This is a genomic window from Leifsonia aquatica (assembly GCF_014190775.1).
GTDB classification, from domain to species: domain Bacteria; phylum Actinomycetota; class Actinomycetes; order Actinomycetales; family Microbacteriaceae; genus Leifsonia; species Leifsonia aquatica.
The window spans coordinates 12764-35537 of record NZ_JACHVP010000006.1; the positions used below are offsets into that span (position 1 = coordinate 12764).

Sequence of the window (22774 nt, forward strand, 5' to 3'; positions counted from 1 at the left end):
AAACCTGTCCGACTGGTAACTGCGCTGTGACAGAATGGACCAGGCTCGAGGAGGGGAGGGGATCGATGAGCGGACGACTGGCGACCGACGAGCGTCCCGCCTCCGGGCGCGCGGCCGCGGCGATGCGGACGCGCGAAGCGATCCTCGAAGCGGCCTCCGCCCTCTTCGTGGAGCAGGGCTTCGGAGCCGTCTCCCTCCGCGACATCGCGACACGGGCGGGGCTCTCGCATCCCGGTGTCCTGAAGCACTTCGCCTCGAAGGACGAGATCCTCGACGCCGTCGTCGACGGCTTCGAGCGGAGCAACGGCGAGTGGATCGACGCGCACGGGCTCGGCCTCGACATGTACGGCGACCTCGCCCGGCACAATGCCGAGATCCCCGGCTACACCGCGCTGTTCACGACCCTCGCGGGTGAGGCGACGCGAGCAGACCATCCCGCGCATCAGCGCTTCCGCGAGCGCCACCGCGAGATCCGCACCCGGACGATGCAGCAGTTCCAGGCCGCCGTGGAGGACCGCCTGCTGCCGCACGACACCGACATCGCCGGGGAGTCCGTACGTCTCGCCGCGGCGTGGGACGGCCTGCAGCTCATGTCCCTCTACCTGCCGGCACGCGTGGATGTGGCCGGGATGGTCGACGCGTACGTGCGGAGGCTGCAGGGCCTCGCGGTGATGGACGCCCCCGTCGCTCCGGTCGCGCCGCCATGGCCCGCCGAGACCACCTGGGCCGACGCCCTCGGGTACGCACCGGGCCGCGCTCGCCGGGCGCAGATCATCCAGGACGCCTCCGCCCTCTTCGCGAGCCGCGGCTTCCACGCGACGAGCCTGCGCGAGATCGCCGAGAAGGCCGGCATCGGCAAGTCGACCCTCCTGCACCATTTCTCGACCAAGGAGGAGCTGCTCGCCGCCGTCATCGCCCACCGCGACGCCACCCTCGACGAGCGCCACGGCATCGACTCCGACGACCCGCTGCGCCTCCTGCTCGAGCTGCCCGACGCCAGCCGCCGGGACGCGCGGCAGGAGCCGGGCCTCGTCGAGCTCTACGCCGTGCTGTCCGCAGAGGCGGCCGCTCCGGCGCATCCCGCTCACGAGTACTTCCGCGGGCGGTTCGAGCTCGCCATCGCCCGGTTCAGTGACCTCTTCGCCCGCGCGGCAGCCGACGGTCACCTCCGACCCGGCCTGTCGCCCGAGGCCGAGGCCATCTGGCTCGTCGCCCTCTGGGACGGCCTCCAGCTGCAGTGGCTCTACGACCCGGAGAGCGTGGACGTCGGCGACCAGCTGGCCGCGCACCTCAAGCACCTTCTCGGCTGATTGTCTACCGGAATACTGGAGTGCCTCGCGTATCGGAGAATGGTCCGGTGGGTATTCCTGAAACCTCGGTTCCGCTGCTTCTCGGACGGTATCGGCCGCACCAGCTGCTCGCGCGCGGCGGCTCGTCGATGGTCTTCCGCGCGGTGGACGAGAACCTCGGCCGCGACGTCGCCATCAAGCTGTTCTCCTCGGGCAGCCAGGACGACGTCGTCCGCTTCCGCACCGAGGTCGGCGTGCTGGCCGGGCTGCGCCACCACGGCGTCGTGTCGATCCTCGACGCGGGCGTCGACGACTCGTCCCCCGAGGACCCGCGGCCGTTCCTCGTCATCGAGCTCGTCGAGGGCGACACCCTCCGCGCGGCCCTGGGCACCCGCGCACTGACGACCAGGCAGATCGGCGAGCTCGTCTTCGAGGTCGCCGAGACCCTCGAATACATCCACGCGCGCGGCGTCATCCATCGCGACGTCACGCCGTCGAACATCATGATCGTCGACTACCGCACCCGCTTCTCCCGGCCGCGAGCGCGCCTCACCGACTTCGGCCTCGCCATCCACGGCTCGATCCCGCGCGACCCGGAGGGGACGACGAACGGGACGGCCGCGTACCTCAGCCCCGAGCAGGTGCGCAACGAGCCCCTGACCCCCGCCTCGGACATCTACTCCCTCGGCCTCGTGCTGCTGGAATGCTTCTCGGGCACGATCGCCTTCCCCGGCAACCCGGTCGAATCCGCCCTCGGCCGGCTGGACCACGACCCCGAGCTGACAGACGCGGTGCCCGAACGGTGGCGGCCGCTGATCCGCCAGATGACCGCCGCCCGGGCAGCCGACCGGCCGTCGGCCGCCGACGTGACGATCGCCGCGCGGGGCGCGCTCCGGGCGGACCGCGAGGACGACGCGGAGTAGGCGCGCGCGACTCAGAACCAATGCCTCCTCTTGAGCGCGATGTACGCCCAGAGCTCGAGGCAGGCGATGAAGGCGATGATGACGACCCACCCGTACCGCCAGCCGGTGACGGGGAGGTCCGTGAAGTTCATGCCGTAGAGCCCGGCGACGACGGCCGGGATGGCGAGGAGGGCGGCGAAGGCGGAGATGGTGCGGGAATCGCTGTTCTGCTCCGAGGCCACGGCGTTCTCGTGGCTCGAGATCACCCCGTCGAGTGCCGACCGCTGGTCGTTCGCGAGACGTGCCGCCCCGGCCAAGTCCTCGATGAGGTCGATCACGTAGGGAGCAAGGCCTGGGTGGACGCGGGAGTAGTCGACGAGCTTGTCCCGGCTGTTCTCGAACGCGACGGCGAGCGTCGTCACCGCTCGATCGACCCGGCCGATTCTGCGGCGGAGTCGGTAGATGCGGAGGGTGTCGTCCTGCTGCGTCTCGTCGAACACCTGGTCCTCCAACTCCCCGAGGTCTTCCTCGATGTCGCGGGCGACGGCGAGGTAGGCGCGGACGACGCGCGCGACGATCGCGTGGACGGCGCCGAGGGTGCCCAGGCCGAGAACGGTCGGGTAGGCACCGTCGAGGGCGCCCGCCACGTCGAAGCCCTCGCCGCCCCCGCGGGAGCCGATGGTGATGAGGATGCCCGGTCTGGCGAAGACGTACAGCTCGGACATCGTCTCGGATTCGCCGTCGACCGAATGAGGCACCCGCAGCACGATGAACAGCTGGTCGTCGAACCACTGCACCTTGGGTTGCTGACGCGCGCCGGCGATGTCGTCGCGGATCAGCGGGTGCAGTCCGACGGCGACGCCGAAGGACTCTACGGGGGCAGGATCGGGATCCGTCAGCCCGATCCAGACGAAGCCGCCCTCCGCCTCAGCGGAGTCCCCGCGGAGGTCTTCCGGGGCGATCTCATCGGACTCGTAGAATGCGCCGTCCGCGCTGTAGCGCCGCACCCGTACCGTGCTCAACGGCGGTATCCCGCCGTCTCGAGGTGCTCGTGCACCATCCGGACGACACTCGCACCTTCACCGATCGCCGCCGAGATGCGCTTCACCGAACCGCTTCGAACGTCGCCGACGGCGAAGACACCGGGCAGCGACGTCTCGAGGAAGCCGCGGCTCGCGCCCGCCGGAGTCGCCCCGCGCCCGGTGAGGACGTAGCCCCGATCGTCGCGCACGATGTCCGGTCCGAGCCAGGACGTCGCGGGGGTCGCTCCGATGAAGACGAAGAGGTGCACGGTGGGGATCTCCTCCCGCACGCCGGATGCCGCCTCCTCGACGACGACCGATTCGAGGTGAGCGCCGCCGTTCGCCGCGACCACCGTCGTCCTCCGGTGCACACTGATGCGGGGGTGGTCCTCGACCTGCACGACCAGATATCGCGACATGCTCGCCCCCAGGTCCGCCCCGCGGACGACCAGGTGCACGCGTGAGGCGGTGCCGGCCAGGAAGACCGCCGCCTGCCCGGCGGAGTTCCCTCCTCCGACCACGACGACCGGGTCGGCGCCGCACTCCCGCGCCTCGGCGATCGTGGCGGCGTAGTAGACGCTGGTGTATTCGAACCGATCGAGGTTCGCCACGGCGAGACGGTTGTACTCCATCCCGGAGGCGACGACCACGGCCTGCGGGCGGAGACTCGTCCCGTCCGAGAAGCGCACCACCAGCGCCCCCTCGTCGGCGGTGAGACTCTGAGCGGTCGAGGGGGCGAAGACCGTGGCGCCGAACTTGGCGGCCTGGAGGGTGGAGCGCTCGGCGAGCTCTGCGCCGGAGATCCCGGACGGGAATCCCAGGTAGTTCTCGATCCGGGACGATCGCGCGGCCTGGCCGCCGGTCGCCACGGCATCGGAGAGCACGACCGAGAGCCCGTCGGAGGCCGCGTAGACTGCCGCAGCGAGGCCCGCCGGCCCCGCCCCGACGACGAGCGCATCGCTGGTCGCCGCCGGCCGGGTCTTCCGCAGGCCCAGCGCCTGCGCGACGTCGACGATGGACGGATTGCGCAGGACGCGCGATCCGGAGACGATCACCACCGGCACATCCGCGACGTCCAGGCCCATCCGCCGCAGGATGGCGTCGGCGGCAGGATCCTGCTCCACGTCGAGGAGCCGGTGCGGCACCCGGTTGCGGGCCGTGAAGTCCAGCAATCGACGGGTGTCGGGCGAGAACCGCGACCCGACGATCCGCAGCCCCGCGCCGAATCCGATCGCCATCGAACGCCGGATCAGGTACGCGCGCAGGATGACGTCGCCGAGCAGCGGGTCACCGGTCACGATCCGCTCGAGCTCGCCGATCGGCACCTCGAGGACGCTGCCGCTCTCCAACGCGGCGATCGTGGCGAACGACGGCTCACCTTCGAGCAGCCCGATGTCGCCGACGAAGCGTCCGGGACCATGGATCTCGAACAGCGCGTCCGCGCCGACCGGATCGCCCTCGTAGACCATGAGGCGACCCTCCAGCACCACGAAGAACGAGGCGAACGACTCGCCCGCCCGCGCGAGCACCTGTCCCTCGGCGACCGGCACGACCTTCCCGACCGCGCGCAGCGCGTCCAACTGCGGTGACGTGAGCCGAGGGAACGCCCCCGAGACGTCCGGCGTCTCGGGGACCAGGCTCTGCGGGCCCGGGGCCCCCATCAGACGAAGTCCTCATCGAGATAGCACCAGCGCCACGACTCTCCCGGCTCGAGGGAACGGACGATGGGATGGCCCTGGTGCAGAGCGTGCGCTCTCGCGTGCCTCATCGGCGAGGAGTCGCAACAGCCGACCTTGCCGCACGTCAGACACAGTCTGAGGTGCACCCACGCCGTGCCGAGGGCCACGCAGTCCTCGCAGACGCCCGGGGTGCGGGGAGACACAGGGCGGACAGAGACGAGATGGCGATCGGGGCGGCTCGTCATGACCGGTGCCCCTGCTCGGAATCGCGGGCGGCTCTGTCCTCGTCGCGCGCATCCTTCTCCATCGCGTCGTCGAACCAGCGCCGCAGCACGTCGACGGGGGCCGCTCCGGCCTGTCGGGCGATCACCGCACCGTGGTGCAGGATCATCAGGGTCGGCACGGCCTGCACGCCGAACCGCGACGAGAGCCGCGGGGCACGGTCGACGTCGACCTTGACGAGCTTCACGTCGCCCGCCCGTTCGACGGCCAGCCGCTCCAGTACCGGGCTGACCATCCGGCACGGTCCGCACCAGGTGGCCCACATGTCGACGATCACGGGCGGGTCCGCCTTCTCGGCGACTTCCGCGAACGTGTCGTCGAGGGCGTCGACGATCCAGGGAAGCGCGTTGTGGCAGTTCCCGCAGCGGGGGTGCCCGGCGGCGGCGAGAGGAACGCGGTTCTTGTGACCGCAGTTCGGGCAGCGGATGATCGTGGTCGCGTTCGTCACAGTGCCGCCTCGACTTCCGCATCGTCCGGCGCCGGGATCACGTCGACCGCCAGGTCGCCGTCCCGCACGTCGATCCGCACGGTGGAGCCCTCCGGCGCCGCTCCGGAGAGGAGCGCCCTGCCCAGGCGGGTCTCGATGTCGTGCGAGATGTACCGCCGGAGCGGTCGCGCGCCGTAGAGCGGGTCGTAGCCGCGCTCCGCGATCAGTCGCCGCGCGGCGGGAGTCAGTTCGAGCGCGATCCCGCGTTCGGCGAGGCGGCGGCGCAGGTCGTCCGTCAGCAGCACCACGATCGACTCGATCTGGTCGAGACCGAGCGGCGCGAACACGATGATGTCGTCGACGCGGTTGAGGAACTCGGGGCGGAACCGGCCGCGCAGCTCGGCGAGCACCAGGTCGCGGACGTCCTGGGCGATGCCTCCGCTGCTGTCGCGAGCGCCGGTCAACAGGTGCTCTGCGCCGATGTTGGACGTCATGATCACGATGGTGTTCCGAAAGTCGACCGTGCGACCCTGACTGTCGGTGATGCGGCCGTCGTCGAGCACCTGCAGCAGCGTGTTGAAGACATCCGGGTGCGCCTTCTCGATCTCGTCGAAGAGGACGACACAGTACGGCCGCCGCCGTACCGCTTCGGTGAGCTGGCCGCCCTCGTCGTACCCGACGTACCCGGGAGGGGCCCCGACCAGCCTGCTGACCGTGTGCCGCTCCTGATACTCGCTCATGTCGAGACGGACCATGGCGGACTCGCTGTCGAACAGGGCTGCCGCCAGTGCTTTCGCGAGCTCCGTCTTGCCGACGCCCGTCGGCCCCAGGAAGATGAAGGACCCGATCGGCCGCCGGGGGTCGCGGATGCCCGACCGCGCGCGGATGATCGCGTCGGTGACGAGGCGCACGGCCTCCGCCTGACCGACGACGCGCTCGTGCAGGATCTCGTCGAGCTTCAGCACTTTCTCCCGCTCCCCTTCCTGCAGCCGCGCGACGGGGATGCCCGTCCAGGCCGCGACGATCTCGGCGATCTCCTCCTCGGTCACCACCTCCCGCAGCATCCTTTGCCGGCCCTGCTTCGAGCGGAGTCGCTCCTCCTCGGCGGCGAGCTGTCGTTCGAGCTCGGCGAGCGTGCCATAGCGGAGCTCGGCGGCACGGTTGAGGTCGTAGCCCCGCTCGGCGTCCTCCGCCTCTCGCCGGACGCGTTCGAGTTCGCCGCGCAGCTCCTGGACCTTGCGGATCGCTTGACGCTCGGCCTCCCACTGTGCGCGCTTCGCGTCCGTCTCGGCCCGAAGCTCCGCGAGTTCCCGGCGGAGCTCGTCGAGGCGGATACGGCTCGGCTTGTCCTTCTCCTTCTCCAGCGCCGCCGCCTCGATCTCGAGTCGCGTCACGCGCCGGATGAGCTCGTCGAGCTCCGCCGGCATCGAGTCGATCTCGGTGCGCAGCCGGGCACAGGCCTCGTCCACGAGGTCTATCGCCTTGTCGGGCAGGAACCGCTCGGTGATGTACCGGTGCGAGAGGGTCACGGCGGCCACGAGAGCGTTGTCCTGGATCCGCACCCCGTGGAAGACCTCGAGGCGTTCGCGGAGCCCGCGAAGGATCGAGAGGGCATCCTCGACGTCGGGCTCCTCCACCATCACGGTCTGGAACCGGCGTTCGAGCGCGGCGTCCTTCTCGATGTGCTGGCGGTACTCGTCGAGTGTGGTCGCGCCGATGAGATGGAGCTCTCCGCGCGCCAGCATGGGCTTCAGCATGTTGCCCGCATCCATCGCCCCCTCGGTCGCCCCGGCCCCGACGAGTGTGTGCAGCTCGTCGATGAACAGGAGGATGCGCCCGTCGGACGAGATGACCTCCGCCAGGACGGCTTTCATGCGCTCCTCGAACTCGCCGCGGTATTTGGCGCCCGCCACGAGGGCAGCGAGGTCCAGTTGGAAGATCGTCTTGTCGCGGAGACCCTCGGGAACGTCGGTGCGCACGATCCGCTGCGCCAGGCCCTCGACGATGGCCGTCTTGCCGACGCCGGGCTCCCCGATCAGGACGGGATTGTTCTTCGTCTTGCGGGACAGGATCTGCACGACGCGCCGGATCTCCGCGTCTCGCCCGATGACCGGATCGAGGCGGCCTGCACGCGCGTCGGCGACGAGATCGCGACCGTACTTCTCCAGAGCCTCGTAGGTCTGCTCGGGCGTGGCGGACGTGACATGCTGGTTGCCCCGCACGGAGGCGAGCGCTGCCAGGAAGCTCTCCCGGGTGACGCCATTGCTCTGCAGAAGACGCGCAGCCGCACTGCCGGAGGGGTCGTCGGCGAGCGCGAGGAGCAGGTGCTCGACCGAGACGTACGAGTCCTTCAGCCGCGTCGCCTCCCGCTCGGCCCGATCGAGGGTCGCCGCAAGGCTCCTCGACAGGAACACCTGGCCCGGAGTCGCGCCGGGACCGGTCGTCCTCGGCTTGCGGGCGATCAGCTGCTGGAGTTCGGCGAGTAGGACGGTCAGGTCGACCCCGACCGCTTCGAGGAGTCGCGGGATCAGGCCCCCCTCCTGGATGACCAGGGCAAGCAGGAGGTGCTCACCCTCGGTCTCCGTCTGACCGCTCCGGCTCGCGATGCTCTGCGCCTCCTGAAGGGCTTCCTGGGATTTCTGGGTCAGCTTGTTCATCTCCATGGTGGAGTCTCCTTTACGTCAGCGGAGCGCCCACCGACGGTTCTCGAGCACGTCGATGCGGTCGAGGAGGTCGATGACGAGTGCGACGGCGGTGTAGTTGAGTGAAAGGTCGGCGTGGAGCCGCACGATGCGCCGGACCAGGCCCGGCGCGGCCGGGGAGAACCACAGCCGACCGGAGTCGTCGCGCCGAGCGGAGACGAGCCCGAGGTCGACGAACCGTCGCACCAGGTCGGGATGGACTCCTGATGCAGCGGCGACCATGCCGAGGTCGAGGCGGGGTGGGAGCGCCAGAACGAGGGATGCAGTCATGACGACGACCTCGGGTCGTGGGTGGATGCGGCCTTCAGCTGCTCGTACAGTTCGCGTTCGCGGTCACTCAGGTGCGGGGGGACCACGATCTTGACCCGCGCGAACAGGTCGCCGGGCTTTCCGCCCGATTGCGGCATCCCCTGACCCTTCAGACGGAGCCGCCGGCCGCTGGAGGAGCCCGGCGGAACCCGCACGGTGAGCTGGCCGCCGGGCGCCCGCGTGGGGACGCCCGATCCGAGCGCAGCCTCCCAGGGGGCGATCGGCAGGTCGATCTCGATGTCCTTCCCGTCGAGCCGGAATCGCCGATCGGGCCGGACCCTGACGGTGATGACGAGGTCGCCCGTGCCGCCGTCCTGCCGCCCGGCGTTTCCACCGCCGGAGACGCGGATGCGCTGACCGTCGAGCACGCCCGGCGGAATCTGGACATCGAAGGTCTGCCGGCCGCCGTCCGGGCCGGAGAGGACGAGGGTCCGGGGGCCGCCGCGATAGGCCTCCTCCACGGAGAGTTCGAGTTCGGCCTCGGCGTCCATCCCCCGCATCGAGCCGAAGACGTCACCGAATAGGTCGTCCCAATCGACCGCGGTGCCGCCGGGACCGGCGGCGCCCTGGGCGCTCGACCAGCTGAACCCGGACGGTCCAGGGCCCGGTCGGGCGCGGCGCGCCCCTCGGCCGCCGTCGCGGCGGGACGCGGAGGCGGATTGGCGTTCGCGTTCGGCGCCCGCGTAGTGGCGGAACTCCGGTCCGAACCGGTCGTACTGGGCCCGCGACTCCGCGTCGGCCAGCACGTGGTAGGCCTCGCTGATCTGCTTGAACCTCTCTTCGGCGCCCGCCTGCTTGTTCACATCGGGGTGGTATCTGCGCGCCAGTTCGCGGTACGCGCGCTGGATCTCCTTCGCATCCGCCGACCGTGGAACACCGAGCAGTCGATAGTAGTCGTCTGCCACGGCGTCACTCTTCCGCTGCGGTCACGACGACGCCGGCGGGCCGCAGAAGGTGCTCGGGGCTTCCGAATCCGAGTCTCGTCACGGCGACGACGGTACGGGGCGGTTGCCCGCCCCGATCGACCACAGACACGACCTCGTGGATGCGCGGGTCGAACGGCACACCCACGGCGTCGATCCGCGGGAAGCCGAGACGCTCGAGTGAGACGATGGCGAGCTCCCGGATCGATTCGATGCCGGCCGCGAGCCCGGTGTCCACGCCTTCGGCGTAGGTGACGGCATCCTGCAGTCCGTCCACGACCGGCAGGAAGACGGCTGCGGCGCGCACCCGTTCGGCGTCCCGCGCCGACGCGAGTTCGCGAGCCGCCCGCTTTCTGCTGTTGTCGAGGTCCGCCGCCGCGCGACGCCAGCGATCCTCGACGTCTGCGAGGCGCGCGCGAAGCTCGTCGCTCGAGGTCGTGCCCGATTCGTCGGGTCGCTCGGAGCGTTGGCCGGACGCGGGGCCGTCATCGGTTTCCGTACTGCGGGTGTCGGGATCGTCCATGGTCCGAGGTCCTCAGTCGCGATCGAAGTCGGCGTCGACCACATCGTCCGAGTCGTCGACGTCCGTCGGACCAGCGGAGTCGGCGGCACCGGCGGCGGAGGACCCCTCGGCCGGGCGGGCGACGGAGAGTGCCGCCTCCACCTGAAGCAGTTCGCTCGCCAGCTCGCGCGCCTCGGCCGCTTGGACCTCTCGTGCGACGGCGTCCCTGGCCTGCCCGATGAGCAGTTCGGCGCGGGAGCGCTCGTGCTCGGGCACCGATGTGCCACGGTCCGCGAGCGTGCGCTCGACCCGGTAGGCAGCAGCGTCGAGCTCGTTCCGGGCGTCGATGTCCTCGCGCAGACGCTGGTCGTCGGCCCGGTGCTGCTCGGCCTCCTGCACCATGCGCTCGATCTCAGCCTGGTCGAGGTTCGTCGTGCCGCTGATCGTGATCCCCTGCTCGACCCCGGTGTCCTTGTCGCGCGCTTTCACATCGAGGATCCCGTTCGCGTCGATGTCGAAGGTGACCTCCACCTGCGGCTCGCCGCGGGGCGCCGGCCGGATCCCGGTCAGGGTGAACCGGCCCAGCACGCGGTTGTCGGCAGCTCGTTCGCGCTCGCCCTGCAGGACCACGATCTCGACCGAGTCCTGATCGTCCTGCGCGGTGGAGAAGACCTCGCTCCGGCGTGCCGGAATGGTGGTGTTGCGCTCGATGATCTTGGTCATCACGCCGCCGCGCGTCTCGACGCCCAGCGAGAGCGGGGTCACGTCGAGCAGGAGCACGTCGCTGACCTCCCCCTTCAGCACGCCCGCCTGGATCGCCGCACCGATGGCGACCACCTCGTCCGGGTTCACCGTCATGTTCGGGTCCTTGCCGCCGGTGAGCCGTTTGACGAGATCCTGCACGGCCGGGATCCGCGTCGAACCGCCGACCAGGATGACCTCGTCGATGTCGTTCTCCGAGACCTTCGCATCCTCCATCGCCCGCCGCACCGGTGTCAGGCAGCGGTCGACCAGATCGGCCGTGATGTTCTCGAACGTGGCGCGCTTGAGGGTGGTGGTCAGGTGCTTCGGGCCGGAGGCGTCCGCCGTGATGAACGGAAGGCTGACCTGCGTCTGGCTCACAGTGCTGAGCTCGACCTTCGCCTTCTCGGAGGCTTCGAACAGCCGTTGGAGGGCTTGAGGATCGTTGCGAAGATCGATTCCGTTCTCCTTCTGGAACTCGTCGGCGAGATAGTCGACGATTCGCCGGTCGAAATCGTCGCCGCCGAGGTGGGTATCGCCGGCAGTCGAACGCACCTCCACGACACCGTCGCCGACGTCGAGAAGGCTGACGTCGAAGGTTCCGCCGCCGAGGTCGAAGACGAGCACGGTCTCGTGCTCCTTCTTGTCCAGCCCGTATGCGAGGGCGGCCGCGGTCGGTTCGTTGATAATGCGGAGCACCTCGAGGCCCGCGATACGACCGGCATCCCTCGTCGCCGTCCGTTGAGCGTCATTGAAGTACGCCGGGACGGTGATGACGGCCTCCGTGACCTTCTCGCCGAGGAACTTGGCGGCGTCGTCGACGAGTTTGCGCAGGACCAGGGCACTGATCTCCTCCGGCGCGTACAGCTTTCCCCGGACGGCGAACCTGGCCTCCCCGTTCGGTCCGGCCGCGATGTCGAACCCGACCGCTCTGGCCTCCTCCCCGACCTCGTCGAACGTGCGCCCGATGAAGCGCTTGGCCGACGAGATCGTGCCCTTGGGGTTGAGGATCGCCTGCCGCCTGGCCAGCTGCCCGACGAGCCGCTCGCCCGTGTCCGTGAACCCGACGACGGACGGTGTCGTGCGTGCACCCTCCGCATTCGGGATGACTCTCGCCTCGCCGCCCTCCCAGACGGCGATCACCGAGTTCGTGGTGCCGAGGTCGATGCCCACTGCTTTGGCCATGAGAGCTGCCCTTTCGTCGTTTCGTCGTGTCAGCCGCCGGGCGGCTTCGCGTCTCTGCCCGCGTCCGATGCCGGTCGCGCACGCGGAATGATCGCGATCATGTCGAGGAGATCTCCACGTGACGCGATGTGCTCGACTCGTCGACCGGGATGCGCAGGGTGAGCACACCCTTCCCGCATTCGGCCGACAGCCCTGAACTGTCGAGGCTCTCGCCGAGAAAGAGCTGACGCACGAACTCGCCGCGCGGACGCTCGTCGATGAAGACGGTGTCGTCGGGTTCGAACGCCGGCCGGCGCCGCACTGTGATGGTCACCACGTTGCGCTCGACGCGCACGTCCACGTCGGCAGGTTCCACGCCGGGGACGTCCGCCACCACGACATAGTGATCGTCGCGCCGGTACGCCTCGAGAGGGACCGCGACGGTGCGCCGATTCCTGCCCAGCGCCTCCTCGACCGCACGATCGACATCGCGGGACGCGTCGAGTCCCATCAGCGTCATGATGACCTCCTCGGTCGACCGATCACGGTCTCGCTGAGATGAGTGTGCGCCCGGCACGAGGCCGCTCGTTCGACCTCAGGGAGCCAAAAGAAGACGCGGGACTTGCACTGTCGTGTCCATGCGCAGACGGCTAGCATCGAAAGAACGGAGTCCACCATGATGCGCGCACGGAGCGATCAAGAGTTCGTCGAGCGGGTCGGCCACGCTGCCACGCCGCAGGCCGATCTGTACGACGTCTTCAGGGCGGGCTCGAAGATGTTCGAGCAGCCGACGATCCGACGCACGCTGCGGATCGCCTGCGCGTCCGTGAAGTCGATCGCCGGGTGCACCGTGGCCGCCGCGTACGTCGCGGAGGGCGATCATCTGGCACGGTATTCGGGCAGGGCGAGCCGTCGGCTCGATCTGCTGGTGGAGGCCCGCGCGGGCAGGGACGGCGTGCTGGAGAGCGGCACCGTCTGGCGTTACGCGCTGTTCTTCCGCGGCACGGGCAGGGTCAGGGGAGCGTTCGTGCTCCAGGCGGAGGTCGAACCGTCACGCGCGGAGATGTTCCTGCTCGGCGCACTGGCCGAGCCGACCGGGGCCGCGCTGGCCACGGCCGAGCTGATCGGCCGAGAGCGGCGCGAGACGCATGAGCTCCGGCGGCTCGGCGAGGCGCAGGCGGGCTCGAACCGTACGATGGCAGCGACGATCGTGCGGTTGAACATGCACCAGCAGATCCGCGACTCCATCGTCACCGCTGCCGGAACCAGCGCCGCGGAGGCGCAGATCGTCGAGACCGTGAGTGCGATCACCCGGCGCTCGATCGTGCTGCAGGACTCCTTCGGCAACGAACGCGCGTACATCGGATCCGGAGACTCCCCCGCGCCGTCCGACTTGCGCGCGCCCCCCGCGACGCGCCTCGCCAGAGCTGCGCCGACCTCCGGTTGGCAGCCCACCCCGATCCGCTCCGGAGAGGAGACCCTCGGAGTGATCGGCATCTACGATCCGGACGACGACCGGAGTGACGATGACCGCTTCGCCGTCGAATTCGCCGGGGCGATGATCGCCGTCGAGCTCGCAAACCGACGCCGTGTCGCGGAGGTCGAGATCCGGCTGGGGCGCGACCTCGCGGATGAGCTCGTCACCGGCGGCGACGTCGTCGATGCCTTCGCCCGCGCCGAGTCACTGCACTTCGATCTCAGCGGTCACCACCGGGTAGCGGTCGTCTCGTGGGAGCACCCGACCCCGAACGGCGTCGACATCGGCGCGGCGGTGCGCCACGTGCTCGCGGCGATGCGAGTGCCGGCCCTCATCTCGCGGCGGGATGACGCCGTGCTCGTGGTGTTCGCCGACGGCGAGGACCTGTCGGGCCTGCACGAGCGGCTCTCGTCCTCGATCTCAAGCACTCGAGGCACCATCGGAGTGGGTGGACGCTACACGGCCGAGGACCTCCCCCGCTCCTTCGCCGAGGCCGCGCGAGCCCAGAAGATCCGGGCCGAGTCACGCCGTCCGTACGGGCTGTCCAATCACGACGACCTCGGCCTTCTCCGCATCCTCGACCTGTCCGGCGACGGAGCGGAGGTCGACCGCTACGTGGACGAGTGGCTCGGCGCCCTCATCGCTCACGACAGGGATCACCACTCGGACCTGGTTCACACGCTCACCGTCTACCTGGATTCCGGCGGCAACTACGATCGCGCGGCGGATGCGTTGATCATCGGTCGCAGCACGCTGCGGTACCGGCTCGGCCGCATCCGCGAGGTGAGCGGCCGGGACCTCGGGGACCCGGACGCGAGGCTTCACCTGCACCTCGCCGCCCGCGTCCGGGCTGCCCTGCATGACAGGGGGCGCTGACCGTTCCGCGGCACCCGCGGAGTGCTCCGGAAGGCGTGGGATTCGACCCTCGCCTCAGGCGTCGCGACCGAACAGGTCTTCCCAGGTCTCGCGCCGGATGACGGCCCTCGCCTCCCCGTCGCGCACGAAGACGACGGGCGGACGGCGGTAGCCGTTGTAGTTGTTCGCCATGGTGTGCGTGTACGCACCGGTCGCGGGCACCGCGAGCAGGTCACCGACGCGCGCCGCGGGCAGCCGCAGCGGATCGACGAGCACATCGCCCGACTCGCAGTGCCGGCCGACCACCACGACGTCCTCGGCATCCTCGTCGTGCATGCGGCCGGCGAGCGCGGCCTCGTAGCGCTGGTCGTACATCGCCGCCTCGAGATTGTCGCCCATGCCGCCGTCGACGGCGACGAAGGTGCGGGCGTCCCGCTTGACGGTCGTGACCGTGTAGAGCGTGAACGCGGACCCGTTGACCATGCTGCGGCCGGGCTCGATGATGAGCTCCGCATCCGCGGGCAGGTGTTCCTGAGCGGCCGCGAGCAGAGCACCGACGTACTCGTCGACGGACGCGGGGCGGTCGTCGTACGTGTACCGGGCGCCGAGGCCGCCGCCCAGGTCGTAGACCGGGAACGTGCCGAGCGCCGCCAGCGGCGCGACGGCCGCCGCGAGCTCCGCCGGGTCCATGATCTGCGACCCGACGTGGGCGTGCACACCGCGCATGTCGAGGACCGGGCTGGCCTCGATCCGGGCGATGAGGATGCGCGCAGCCGCGGCGGTCAGGCCGAACTTCGACCCCACCTGCCCGGTCTGCACGTGCGGGTGCGTGGACGACGCCACCTCGGGGACGATGCGGACCAGGACGCGCTGCACAACTCCGGGCGGCACCAGCTGCTCCAACCGGTCGACGTCGTCCTCGTTGTCCACCACGACGAGGCCGATCCGCGCCTCCACCGCGATCCGCAGTTCCTCCGTGGTCTTGGCGTTCCCGTGCATCACGATCAGCGCCGGGTCCACGCCGGCGCGCAGCGCGCTGAGCAGCTCGCCGCCGCCCGCCACATCCAGGCCGAGCCCCTCCTCCACCATGACCCGCTGGACGGCGGTCGCCGGGAACGCCTTCGACGCGAACACCACCCGTGCGTTCGGCCAGCGGGTGGTGAGGGCGTCGCGGTACTCCCTGGCACGCGCCCGGAGGGACGCCTCGTCGACGACGATGGCCGGGGTCCCGAAGTCCCGGGCCAGGTCGTCGACCCGGCACCCGGCGATCGTCAGGGTGCCGTCGGGGTCGACGGCCGCCCCGGCCGGGAAGAGGTCGAGGATGGGGTGCGCCATGGCTGGGTCCTTCTATCGATGTCGGGTCAGGCGATGCCTGCTTCTGGTGCGCCAGTGCGGCGGCCGCTCACTCCCGGTCCCGGGTGGCGACGCCGTGCGGGACGACGACGACCGGCACGGGCGAGTGGCGGACGATCTTCGCGGCGTGCGAGCCGAGGAACACGCGCGCGAGGGGACCGAGGGTGCTCGAACCCACGACCAGGACTTCGTTCGGCTCCCACTCCACGGCCGCCATGGCCGCCTCCCACGTCTCGCCCCTGCCGACGGCGACGTCGGAGACGGTGGGAGCCTGGTCCAGCTCCGACACCCGGCGCGCCAGCGACGTCGCGTGCTTCTCGATGTCGGCGGCCCAGGTGTCCGCGATGGCGGTCTCGGCGTCGAGCCCGGCTCCCGAGGTCCCGGAGTCGGGCGGCACGACGGCGAAGGATGCGATCCGCAGCGCGGCACCCACCGACGCCGACACCGCCGCCGCGCCGAGGACGAGGCCGGCCGAGGCACCGGTCCCACGGTAGGCGGCGGTTACGCGGTCGACGCGGGAGCCCTGCTCCACGCGATAGCCCCGCGGCGCGATCGCCACGGGAACCGGTGACGCGTGGAGGAGTGCGTCGCTCTCCGCGCCGAGGGCGATGCGCCCCTGCGGCGCCTGCGTCGCCGACCCCACGACGATCAACCCCGCATCCCGCTCCTCCGCGAGGCTGTGCAGGCCGCGCCGGGCCGAGGGAGCCTCGTACATGAGGTACTCCGCGGCGATGGAGCCGCCCAGCACGGCGGCGGCGTGGTCGAGCGTGCTGTCCGCAGCCTCCCGGGTGTAGCTGAGCCATTCGGCGTCCGCGCCGCCCGCCGTCGCGGGCCAGGCGGGCGGGACGATCGCGGCGACGATCAAACTGGTGCCGGAGGAGCGGGCGAGCATCCCGGCCAGGTGCAGCGCCGACGCGGAGCGGTGCGCGGGGTCCACCCCGACGACGATGCTCATTTCCGGCCTGCCCGGCGGCGCGCGGCGGCCTCGCGGATCTCGCTCTTGCTCGGCTGCGCGAAGTTGCTCGTGTAGGGGGCCTCCCCCTCGCCGACCCGCTGGCCCGTCTCGAGTTTGGAGTGCGTACGGCCGTAGAACCAGTAGAAGGCCAGGAAGACGGCGGTCCAGATGAGGAACACCACGATGGTGATCACCCGCAGCTGCGTGATGATGGCGATGCATCCCGCGATCGACAGGATGGGGATGGTCCAGCCGAGCGGGAGGCGGAACCCGCGCTCCAGCTCCGGCTCGCGAACGCGCAGGATGATGACGCCGAGCGAGACGACGAGGAAGGCCACCAGCGTGCCGATGCTCGTCATCTCGGCGAGGAAGTCGATCGGGATGACGGCGGCGAGGATGCTCGTGGCGATCATGACGATGACGGTGTTTCGCACCGGCGTCATCGACCGCGGATTGACCTTCGCGAACACGGGCGGGATCATCCCGTCGCGTGACATGGCGAAGAGGATGCGCGTCTGCCCGTAGAGGACGACCAGCGTCACCGAGAAGATCGAGATGATCGCGCCGATCGCCACGATGGTCCCTGGCCACGCCGACCCGATGATGTTCTGGAGGATCGCGGCGAGTCCCGCATCCTGGTTCGCGAACTTCTCCGGCGCCTGCGCGCCGAGGGCCGCGAGGCAGGTCAGGACGTAGAGCAGGACGATGATCACGAGCGCGAAGATGATCGCGAGCGGGAGGTTCCGCTTGGCGTTCTTGGCCTCCTCCCCGGCTGTCGACACCGCATCGAGGCCGACGAACGAGAAGAAGATGATGCCGGCGCCGCCGACGATGCCGGCGAACCCGGCCGGCGCGAAGTTGTGGAAGTGGTCGGCGTTCCATCCGGTGAAGGCGACGGCGCAGAAGAACAGCACGACGGCGATCTTGATGACCACCATGATGCTGTTCACCGTGGTCGACTCGCGCGCGCCCCGCAGGAGCAGCAGCGAGCACAGCACGATGACGATCACGGCGGGGACGTTGACGATGCCGCCCTGCTCGGGAGCCTGCGAGAGCTGCACCGGCAGCTGCCAGCCGAGGAGGTTCTGCAGCAGCTGGTTGACGTACTGCGACCAGCCGACCGCGACCGCCGCCGTCGAGACGCCGTACTCCAGCAGCAGGCAGGCCCCGACCGCCATCGCCGTGCCTTCGCCGAGGGTCGCGTACGCGTACGAGTAGGTGGAACCCGACGCCGGGACGGCTCCCGCCATCTCGGCGTAGCAGAGCGCGGTCAGCCCGGCGACGACGCCGCCGATCACGAACGACCAGATCACCGCCGGTCCGGCGACGGGGACGGCCTGGGACAGGATGAAGAAGATGCCCGTGCCGAGCGTCCCTCCCACGCCGATCATGGTCAGCGAGAACAGGCCGATGCTGCGCTTCAGCTGGCCGTCCTCGACCCCGGAGGGCGTCGTCGGTTTTCTGCGCAGCAGTTGCTGGGCGATCGTGGGCATACCAGTCTCCTTTGAATGGTGGGGGGGTCGGAGTCGGCCGCTGATTCAGCCTAGGCGGGTCACTCGGAACTGCTCGACTCCAGGATCGGCGGCGCCGCGGACGTAACCGGAGGGCGACCCGGCGACCGCGCGGAGGAACGCGACGGTCTGCGCCGTGATCTCCTCGCCGGGGATGAGGTTCGGGATCCCGGGCGGGTAGGCGGCGAGGGTGTCGGCGGAGATGCGGCCGACGGCGTCCGCCGCGGGGACGAGCTCCGTGTCGGCGAAGAAGGCATCGCGCGGCGACATCCGCAGCGCACCGGGGTCGGGCAGGGCCGGGAACCCGTGGTCGGCTACCCGGGAGCGGTGGGTCTGCGCCTCCTCGGAGTCGACGGCCGCCGCGAGCGCTCGGTGCGCGCGCTGGAGATCCGGCGTCGTGCCCGCGCCGATGAGGGCGACCAGGGAGGTCGCGGTCGACATCTCGAAGAAGATCCCGTCCGTGTCGGCGAGGCGCTGGCGCAACCAGTGACCGCTGACACCGGCGCTCGACACGTCGATGGCCACGCGGAGCGGATCGACGGCGACGATGTCGTCGAAGGCCCCGAACCCGTCGCTGAGGACGCCGAACCGCGGGTCGTCGCGCAGCGCATCCCGGAACGCGTCGGCCGCCACGATCGACCGGCCGATCAGCTCGGCGCCGGTCGCGAGGGAGTGCCGGGCGATGTCGAGCGAGGCCTGAAGCAGCGCGGACGTCGAGGTGGAGGCGGTGATCGAGACGGCGCGTTCGACCAGCGGCTCCAGGGCGTCTGCGAACGGGCCGTGGCCGAGGTGCAGCATCGCGGACTGGGTGAGCGAGCCGCCCAGCTTGTGGGTGCTCGAGACCACGAGGTCCGCGCCGAGCCGGGCCGGCGACTCCGGGAGGTCGGGGTGGAATCCGAAGTGCGGTCCCCAGGCGCCGTCGACGATCAGCGGTGCGCCGTGGGCGTGCGCGACGCGGGCGAGGCCCGCGACGTCGGCGACGGAGCCGAAGTAGCTCGGCGAGACGATGTAGACCGCGTCGGCCGGGCGCCCGTCGGCCGCCGCTGCGACCAGTGCGTCGTCGAGCGCGGCGGGCGAGACCCCGTGCGCCACGCCGTGGTCGGTGTCGATGGAGGGGAGGACGAACGAGGGCACCAGTCCCGCCGAGAGGACGCCGTCGCTGAAGCTCGAGTGCGCGCTGCGCTGGGACAGGATGTTCGTGCCGAGGCCCCGGACCGCCAGTGCGGCGATCCGGTTGCCCTGGGACGCACCGCCGGTGAGGAACCAGGTGCGCCGCGCGCCCCATGCCTCCGCCGCCAGGTCGAGGGAGCGGCTCAGCGGGGAGTCCTCCCCGAGATCGATGTCGTCCATCAGCATCGGCACGTCGAGCTGCAGCGGACGCTCGCCGAGGAACTCGGCGAGCCGGGCGCTGAGACCCAGCCCGTCGCCTCCGTGCCCCGGAACCATCAGCGGGATCTGCTCCCGTGCGGCGTGACGGTCGAGAGCGTCCGCGTACGGCGTCTCCCACTGGCGAAGATCATCGGCGGTCGCCGGCGGACGCACGCCGTCGACCGGGGAGGGACGTGTGGAGGCCATTGCTCCATCGTGCGGGTCGCGGTCCGCCGTGGGAATCCCCGCATCTTCGCGTAGCCCACATACACTGTATGTGGCTCAGGCGTTCGACGCGGGCCTCACCGACAGAGGGACGAGATCATCCATGGCCGATCTGCGGCAGTTCGAGGCACTCACGGCCGTGCACGCGGAGGGCTCGGTGTCGGCCGCCGCGCGCCGGCTCGGCTGGGGCCAGCCGACGGTGGACTACCACCTGAAGAACCTGGAACGGCTGGTCGGATCCCCCGTGCTGACCCGTTCCCCCCGCGGCAGCAGGCTGACCCCCGTCGGTGTGCTCCTCGCCGAGCGGGCGCAGGAGGTCCTGACGCTGAGCGCGCGTGCGATCCGGGATGCGCGGGAGTTCGGTCAGCTGGGGCGGGTGCGCCTCCGGTTCGGGACGTTCGCGACCGCCGCGGCGAACGTCCTGCCGTTCGTCGCCTCCCGCATCGGCGACCTGGGGATCGAGATCGACGCACTGCTGGAGGAGGTGCCGGCGCTCGTCGAGCAGATGAACCGGGGAGCTCTGGATGTCGCGCTCGTCTACACCGTGCCCGGCTACGAACTCCCGTTCCGCCCGGGCGTGGTGACCACGGAGGTGCACCGCGATCCGCTGATGCTCGCCCTCCCGGTGGGTCACCCGCTCGCCTCACGTCCATCGATCGATGTACCCGCGCTCCTGTCGCTGCGGGACGAACGCTGGGTCTTCGCGACGACGGTGGACGACCCGATGGACCGCATCGTGGTCGACGCCTTCGCGGCAGAAGGTCACACCCTCGACGTCGCGATCCGCACGGACGAGTTCCAGGTCCTGCTCGGCATGACCGCCGCCCGGATGGTCGTGGGGCTCATCCCGCGCCTCGCCACCACCGCCGAGCACTCCGGGATCGTCCTGCGGCCGATCAACGACCCGTCGTTCGCCCGCTCCATCCTGGTGGCGACCTCGGCGGAGGACGCGTCCCGCCACCCCTCGCCCGCTGTGCGGCAGCTGGTCGTCGCCATCCGGGACGGGTTCGCCGCCGTGCGGGCGGCGGCCCAGGGCGAGACCGCGTGAGCGGAGGGCGTGGGATTCGAACTCTAGCCGCGGGTCAGCGGACAGCTTCTCGTCTTCCAAGATCCCCGGAACCACGGTGATTCGTAGTTGTCCTCGATGTTCTTCAATTGGCTCCAGTTTCGCCCGAGTGTTGTCAAATTGTTGTCATACGGGCCCGCTAGGCAGGGCTATCACTGCCTCCCTTACCCGAGGACCGCGTAGCGCAAATAGGCGATCCAGCAGTGGGTGCCGATAACCTCCATTTGGAGAAGTCACCAAAGGGGTATGTTATGGATCTTTCGCAGGAAGAGGCGCGCCGGCTGCGGATCCTGGCTGCATTATTCGAGCTTGCTGGGCACCACACGGCGAGCGATGTTTCACTCGCCGAGTTGAACGACAAGCTCATCCAAATGCGTGACCTCGGTTCGTTCGATCTGCAGGACGAGTGTCGCCGCATGAAGGACCGTGGGTGGGTCGACTTCTTTGACTCCCTTGCCGGAATCGGTGGGGTAATCGTCACCCCGAAAGGAGCCGACGCCTATCAGCAATTCGATACGTTCCGCAGATCGGTGGTCGCTCGACGCAAGCAACTCCGCGACACGTACTTACGTTGGATCTACGAGGAACAGGAGGAGGGTCGCGCCCCCACGCCGGCTGGCTTCTTGAATGGGGAACCAAACTTCCTAGGCGTCGTTTATACCGAAGACGACATCCAACGTGTAGGTGACTGGCTGGAGCAGGAAGGCTTCGTCGAGGGGCCGGGAGCGTGGGGCCATGGCGGGCCGCTGCGCCCACGAGTGACGACCAAGGGCTCACGGAGGGTAGAGAACGGGACAAGCGTGAATGATGAATCCCAGGATGGAGTCGTGCATCACTCAACGGTGATTAACGGCAATGCAAACATCGCCAATAACAGCTCGCATTTCTCGCAGACCATCCATACACCCCCGAGCGAATGGCTTTCGGGAGCGATGGAGCTTTCGTCGCTCCTTCAGCAGTCCATGCCTGTACTTCCCGAGAGCGTTAGGCGTGACGTCTCTTCCGAGCTCGAGCTTCTTGATGGGGAGATCGCAGGGTCAGCTGACCTGGGGAGAGTCCACAGTATTGTCTCCCGGATTGGCCAGTTCCTCGATAAGGTCGGCACTAACGTTCTGGCGGCAGTTATCAGCAGGCAGGTGAACGACTTTCTTTCTGGTTTACCCCAGTAGGCGACAACTCACCGAAGCGCGGCCGCAGGGTTCTCTGCAAGTCTGCGCCATGCTGCAAGAGCGGCTTCAAGGTACGTAACACCGATCTCGTAGACAGTTGCGAGCAGGTCGACATTGTTCGCTATTCGAGAGAGGCCTCCGTCCTTGTCAATCCAGGTGTGCTCGAGCAGAGCGAGGGCAACCTGAGGGTTTGAATGCGCAATTCCGCTGCAAATCCGCCAAGCTTCGAGCCCCGAGATTTGGCCGGTATTGACGTGCCGGTCGGCGATCATCAGCACCTCGGTGATCGAGGGCATGTTTTCGATCGAACCTTGGCGAGCCGGACCGGCTGCCTGGATCTCGAGAAGGCGATCCTCGATCTCTAGAAGGTGGTTGCGATCGTCGCCGGCGACACGCATCAACGCGGCGGCGTCGCTTGCCGAATCCCAGGACAACCGGAGTGAATTCTTGACTCGCTTGATGCGAGTACCCCCGGTCGCTAGCCAGACCGCATAGGCGCTAGCTTCAATCGCGCTGCGGATAACGGAGTACTCGGCCATTACTGCAAGATCCTGTCGGGTACTGATCGCGTCTCGCACGAATCGTAAATGATCTACGGAAACGAGTGCGAAGTAGGCGAGCTGGTAGCTAATCGGGTTGTACGGCGTGAGTTCGTCATCGCGCTCCAACGTGGAACCCGAGGCGTTCGATACGACGGTCCGCCCGGACTCGATGAGGCTAGTCAGCCTGTCGAACGCATGTTGCAGCACCGCGCCGGCGGCTTGAGCTGCGGCGGACTCGAACGCGTCTAGGCGTGTGTACCTTGGTGAATACTGCTCCTCCATGCGGTCCCAACTCCGACTGACCGGTATCT

General features: G+C 69.4%; 20 protein-coding genes. 5 read left to right on the plus strand and 15 right to left on the minus strand.

The genetic code is table 11. The features are described from left to right. The first annotated feature begins 65 nt into the window (after window positions 1-65). Window positions 66-1310, plus strand: a complete 1245-nt coding sequence (locus FHX33_RS19865; protein ID WP_021761088.1) for a TetR/AcrR family transcriptional regulator — start codon at window positions 66-68, stop codon at window positions 1308-1310. Window positions 1311-1357: 47 nt separating this feature from the next. Next, window positions 1358-2212: a serine/threonine-protein kinase gene (locus FHX33_RS19870; protein ID WP_248616235.1), complete on the plus strand. Its 855-nt coding sequence runs from the start codon at window positions 1358-1360 to the stop codon at window positions 2210-2212. Between the two features lie 11 nt (window positions 2213-2223). On the opposite strand, the gene FHX33_RS19875 is transcribed toward FHX33_RS19870, so the two are convergent. From FHX33_RS19875 to FHX33_RS19920, 10 genes are all read right to left on the minus strand, one after another. Continuing rightward, a complete protein-coding gene (locus FHX33_RS19875) occupies window positions 2224-3213 on the minus strand; it encodes a CorA family divalent cation transporter (RefSeq protein WP_183428902.1) in 990 nt (329 codons plus the stop codon). Further along, on the minus strand, window positions 3210-4874 hold the full coding sequence (locus FHX33_RS19880) for an FAD-dependent oxidoreductase (RefSeq protein WP_021761082.1): 1665 nt from the start codon (window positions 4872-4874) through the stop codon (window positions 3210-3212). The genes FHX33_RS19875 and FHX33_RS19880 overlap by 4 nt, the downstream gene beginning before the upstream one ends. Next, complete coding sequence (locus FHX33_RS19885; RefSeq protein WP_021761080.1) at window positions 4874-5137, minus strand: UBP-type zinc finger domain-containing protein; 264 nt, start codon at window positions 5135-5137, stop codon at window positions 4874-4876. Before FHX33_RS19885 ends, FHX33_RS19880 begins: the two co-directional genes overlap by 1 nt. Beyond that, window positions 5134-5622 carry a thioredoxin gene (gene trxA / locus FHX33_RS19890; RefSeq protein ID WP_021761078.1) on the minus strand — a complete coding sequence of 163 codons (489 nt, stop codon included), beginning with the start codon at window positions 5620-5622 and terminating at the stop codon, window positions 5134-5136. The genes FHX33_RS19885 and trxA overlap by 4 nt, the downstream gene beginning before the upstream one ends. Further along, window positions 5619-8264, minus strand: a complete 2646-nt coding sequence (clpB, locus tag FHX33_RS19895; RefSeq protein WP_021761076.1) for an ATP-dependent chaperone ClpB — start codon at window positions 8262-8264, stop codon at window positions 5619-5621. Before clpB ends, trxA begins: the two co-directional genes overlap by 4 nt. A gap of 18 nt (window positions 8265-8282) precedes the next feature. Next, complete coding sequence (locus FHX33_RS19900) at window positions 8283-8573, minus strand: chaperone modulator CbpM (RefSeq protein ID WP_021761074.1); 291 nt, start codon at window positions 8571-8573, stop codon at window positions 8283-8285. Then, window positions 8570-9517, minus strand: a complete 948-nt coding sequence (locus FHX33_RS19905; RefSeq protein WP_183428903.1) for a DnaJ C-terminal domain-containing protein — start codon at window positions 9515-9517, stop codon at window positions 8570-8572. The genes FHX33_RS19900 and FHX33_RS19905 overlap by 4 nt, the downstream gene beginning before the upstream one ends. A gap of 4 nt (window positions 9518-9521) precedes the next feature. After that, window positions 9522-10058, minus strand: coding sequence for a nucleotide exchange factor GrpE (locus FHX33_RS19910; RefSeq protein ID WP_021763425.1), 537 nt, complete (start codon window positions 10056-10058; stop codon window positions 9522-9524). Between the two features lie 12 nt (window positions 10059-10070). Further along, window positions 10071-11963, minus strand: coding sequence for a molecular chaperone DnaK (gene dnaK, locus FHX33_RS19915; RefSeq protein WP_021763426.1), 1893 nt, complete (start codon window positions 11961-11963; stop codon window positions 10071-10073). A 97-nt stretch (window positions 11964-12060) separates the two neighbouring features. Then, window positions 12061-12462, minus strand: coding sequence for an Hsp20/alpha crystallin family protein (locus FHX33_RS19920; protein WP_021763427.1), 402 nt, complete (start codon window positions 12460-12462; stop codon window positions 12061-12063). A 156-nt stretch (window positions 12463-12618) separates the two neighbouring features. On the opposite strand from FHX33_RS19920, the gene FHX33_RS19925 reads away from it, so the two are divergent. Continuing rightward, window positions 12619-14295, plus strand: coding sequence for a PucR family transcriptional regulator (locus FHX33_RS19925; protein WP_021763428.1), 1677 nt, complete (start codon window positions 12619-12621; stop codon window positions 14293-14295). A gap of 54 nt (window positions 14296-14349) precedes the next feature. On the opposite strand, the gene lysA is transcribed toward FHX33_RS19925, so the two are convergent. The 4 genes from lysA to FHX33_RS19945 form a co-directional block, all read right to left on the minus strand. Beyond that, a complete protein-coding gene (gene lysA / locus FHX33_RS19930) occupies window positions 14350-15609 on the minus strand; it encodes a diaminopimelate decarboxylase (protein WP_021763429.1) in 1260 nt (419 codons plus the stop codon). Window positions 15610-15676: 67 nt separating this feature from the next. Beyond that, window positions 15677-16582, minus strand: a complete 906-nt coding sequence (locus FHX33_RS19935) for a universal stress protein (protein ID WP_221209757.1) — start codon at window positions 16580-16582, stop codon at window positions 15677-15679. Continuing rightward, window positions 16579-18075: an amino acid permease gene (locus tag FHX33_RS19940; protein WP_021757414.1), complete on the minus strand. Its 1497-nt coding sequence runs from the start codon at window positions 18073-18075 to the stop codon at window positions 16579-16581. Before FHX33_RS19940 ends, FHX33_RS19935 begins: the two co-directional genes overlap by 4 nt. Window positions 18076-18120: 45 nt before the next feature. Then, on the minus strand, window positions 18121-19668 hold the full coding sequence (locus FHX33_RS19945; protein ID WP_183428904.1) for an aminotransferase class I/II-fold pyridoxal phosphate-dependent enzyme: 1548 nt from the start codon (window positions 19666-19668) through the stop codon (window positions 18121-18123). Window positions 19669-19789: 121 nt separating this feature from the next. Here FHX33_RS19945 and FHX33_RS19950 point away from each other — a divergent pair, with 121 nt between their 5' ends. Continuing rightward, window positions 19790-20734: a LysR family transcriptional regulator gene (locus tag FHX33_RS19950; protein WP_021762917.1), complete on the plus strand. Its 945-nt coding sequence runs from the start codon at window positions 19790-19792 to the stop codon at window positions 20732-20734. Between the two features lie 269 nt (window positions 20735-21003). Continuing rightward, window positions 21004-21921 (plus strand): hypothetical protein, encoded by a 918-nt coding sequence (locus FHX33_RS19955; protein ID WP_021762916.1) that lies wholly within the window; start codon window positions 21004-21006, stop codon window positions 21919-21921. Between the two features lie 8 nt (window positions 21922-21929). On the opposite strand, the gene FHX33_RS19960 is transcribed toward FHX33_RS19955, so the two are convergent. After that, entirely contained in the window at window positions 21930-22745 is an 816-nt protein-coding gene (locus tag FHX33_RS19960) for a hypothetical protein (RefSeq protein WP_021762915.1), read from the minus strand. Window positions 22746-22774 lie beyond the last annotated feature (29 nt).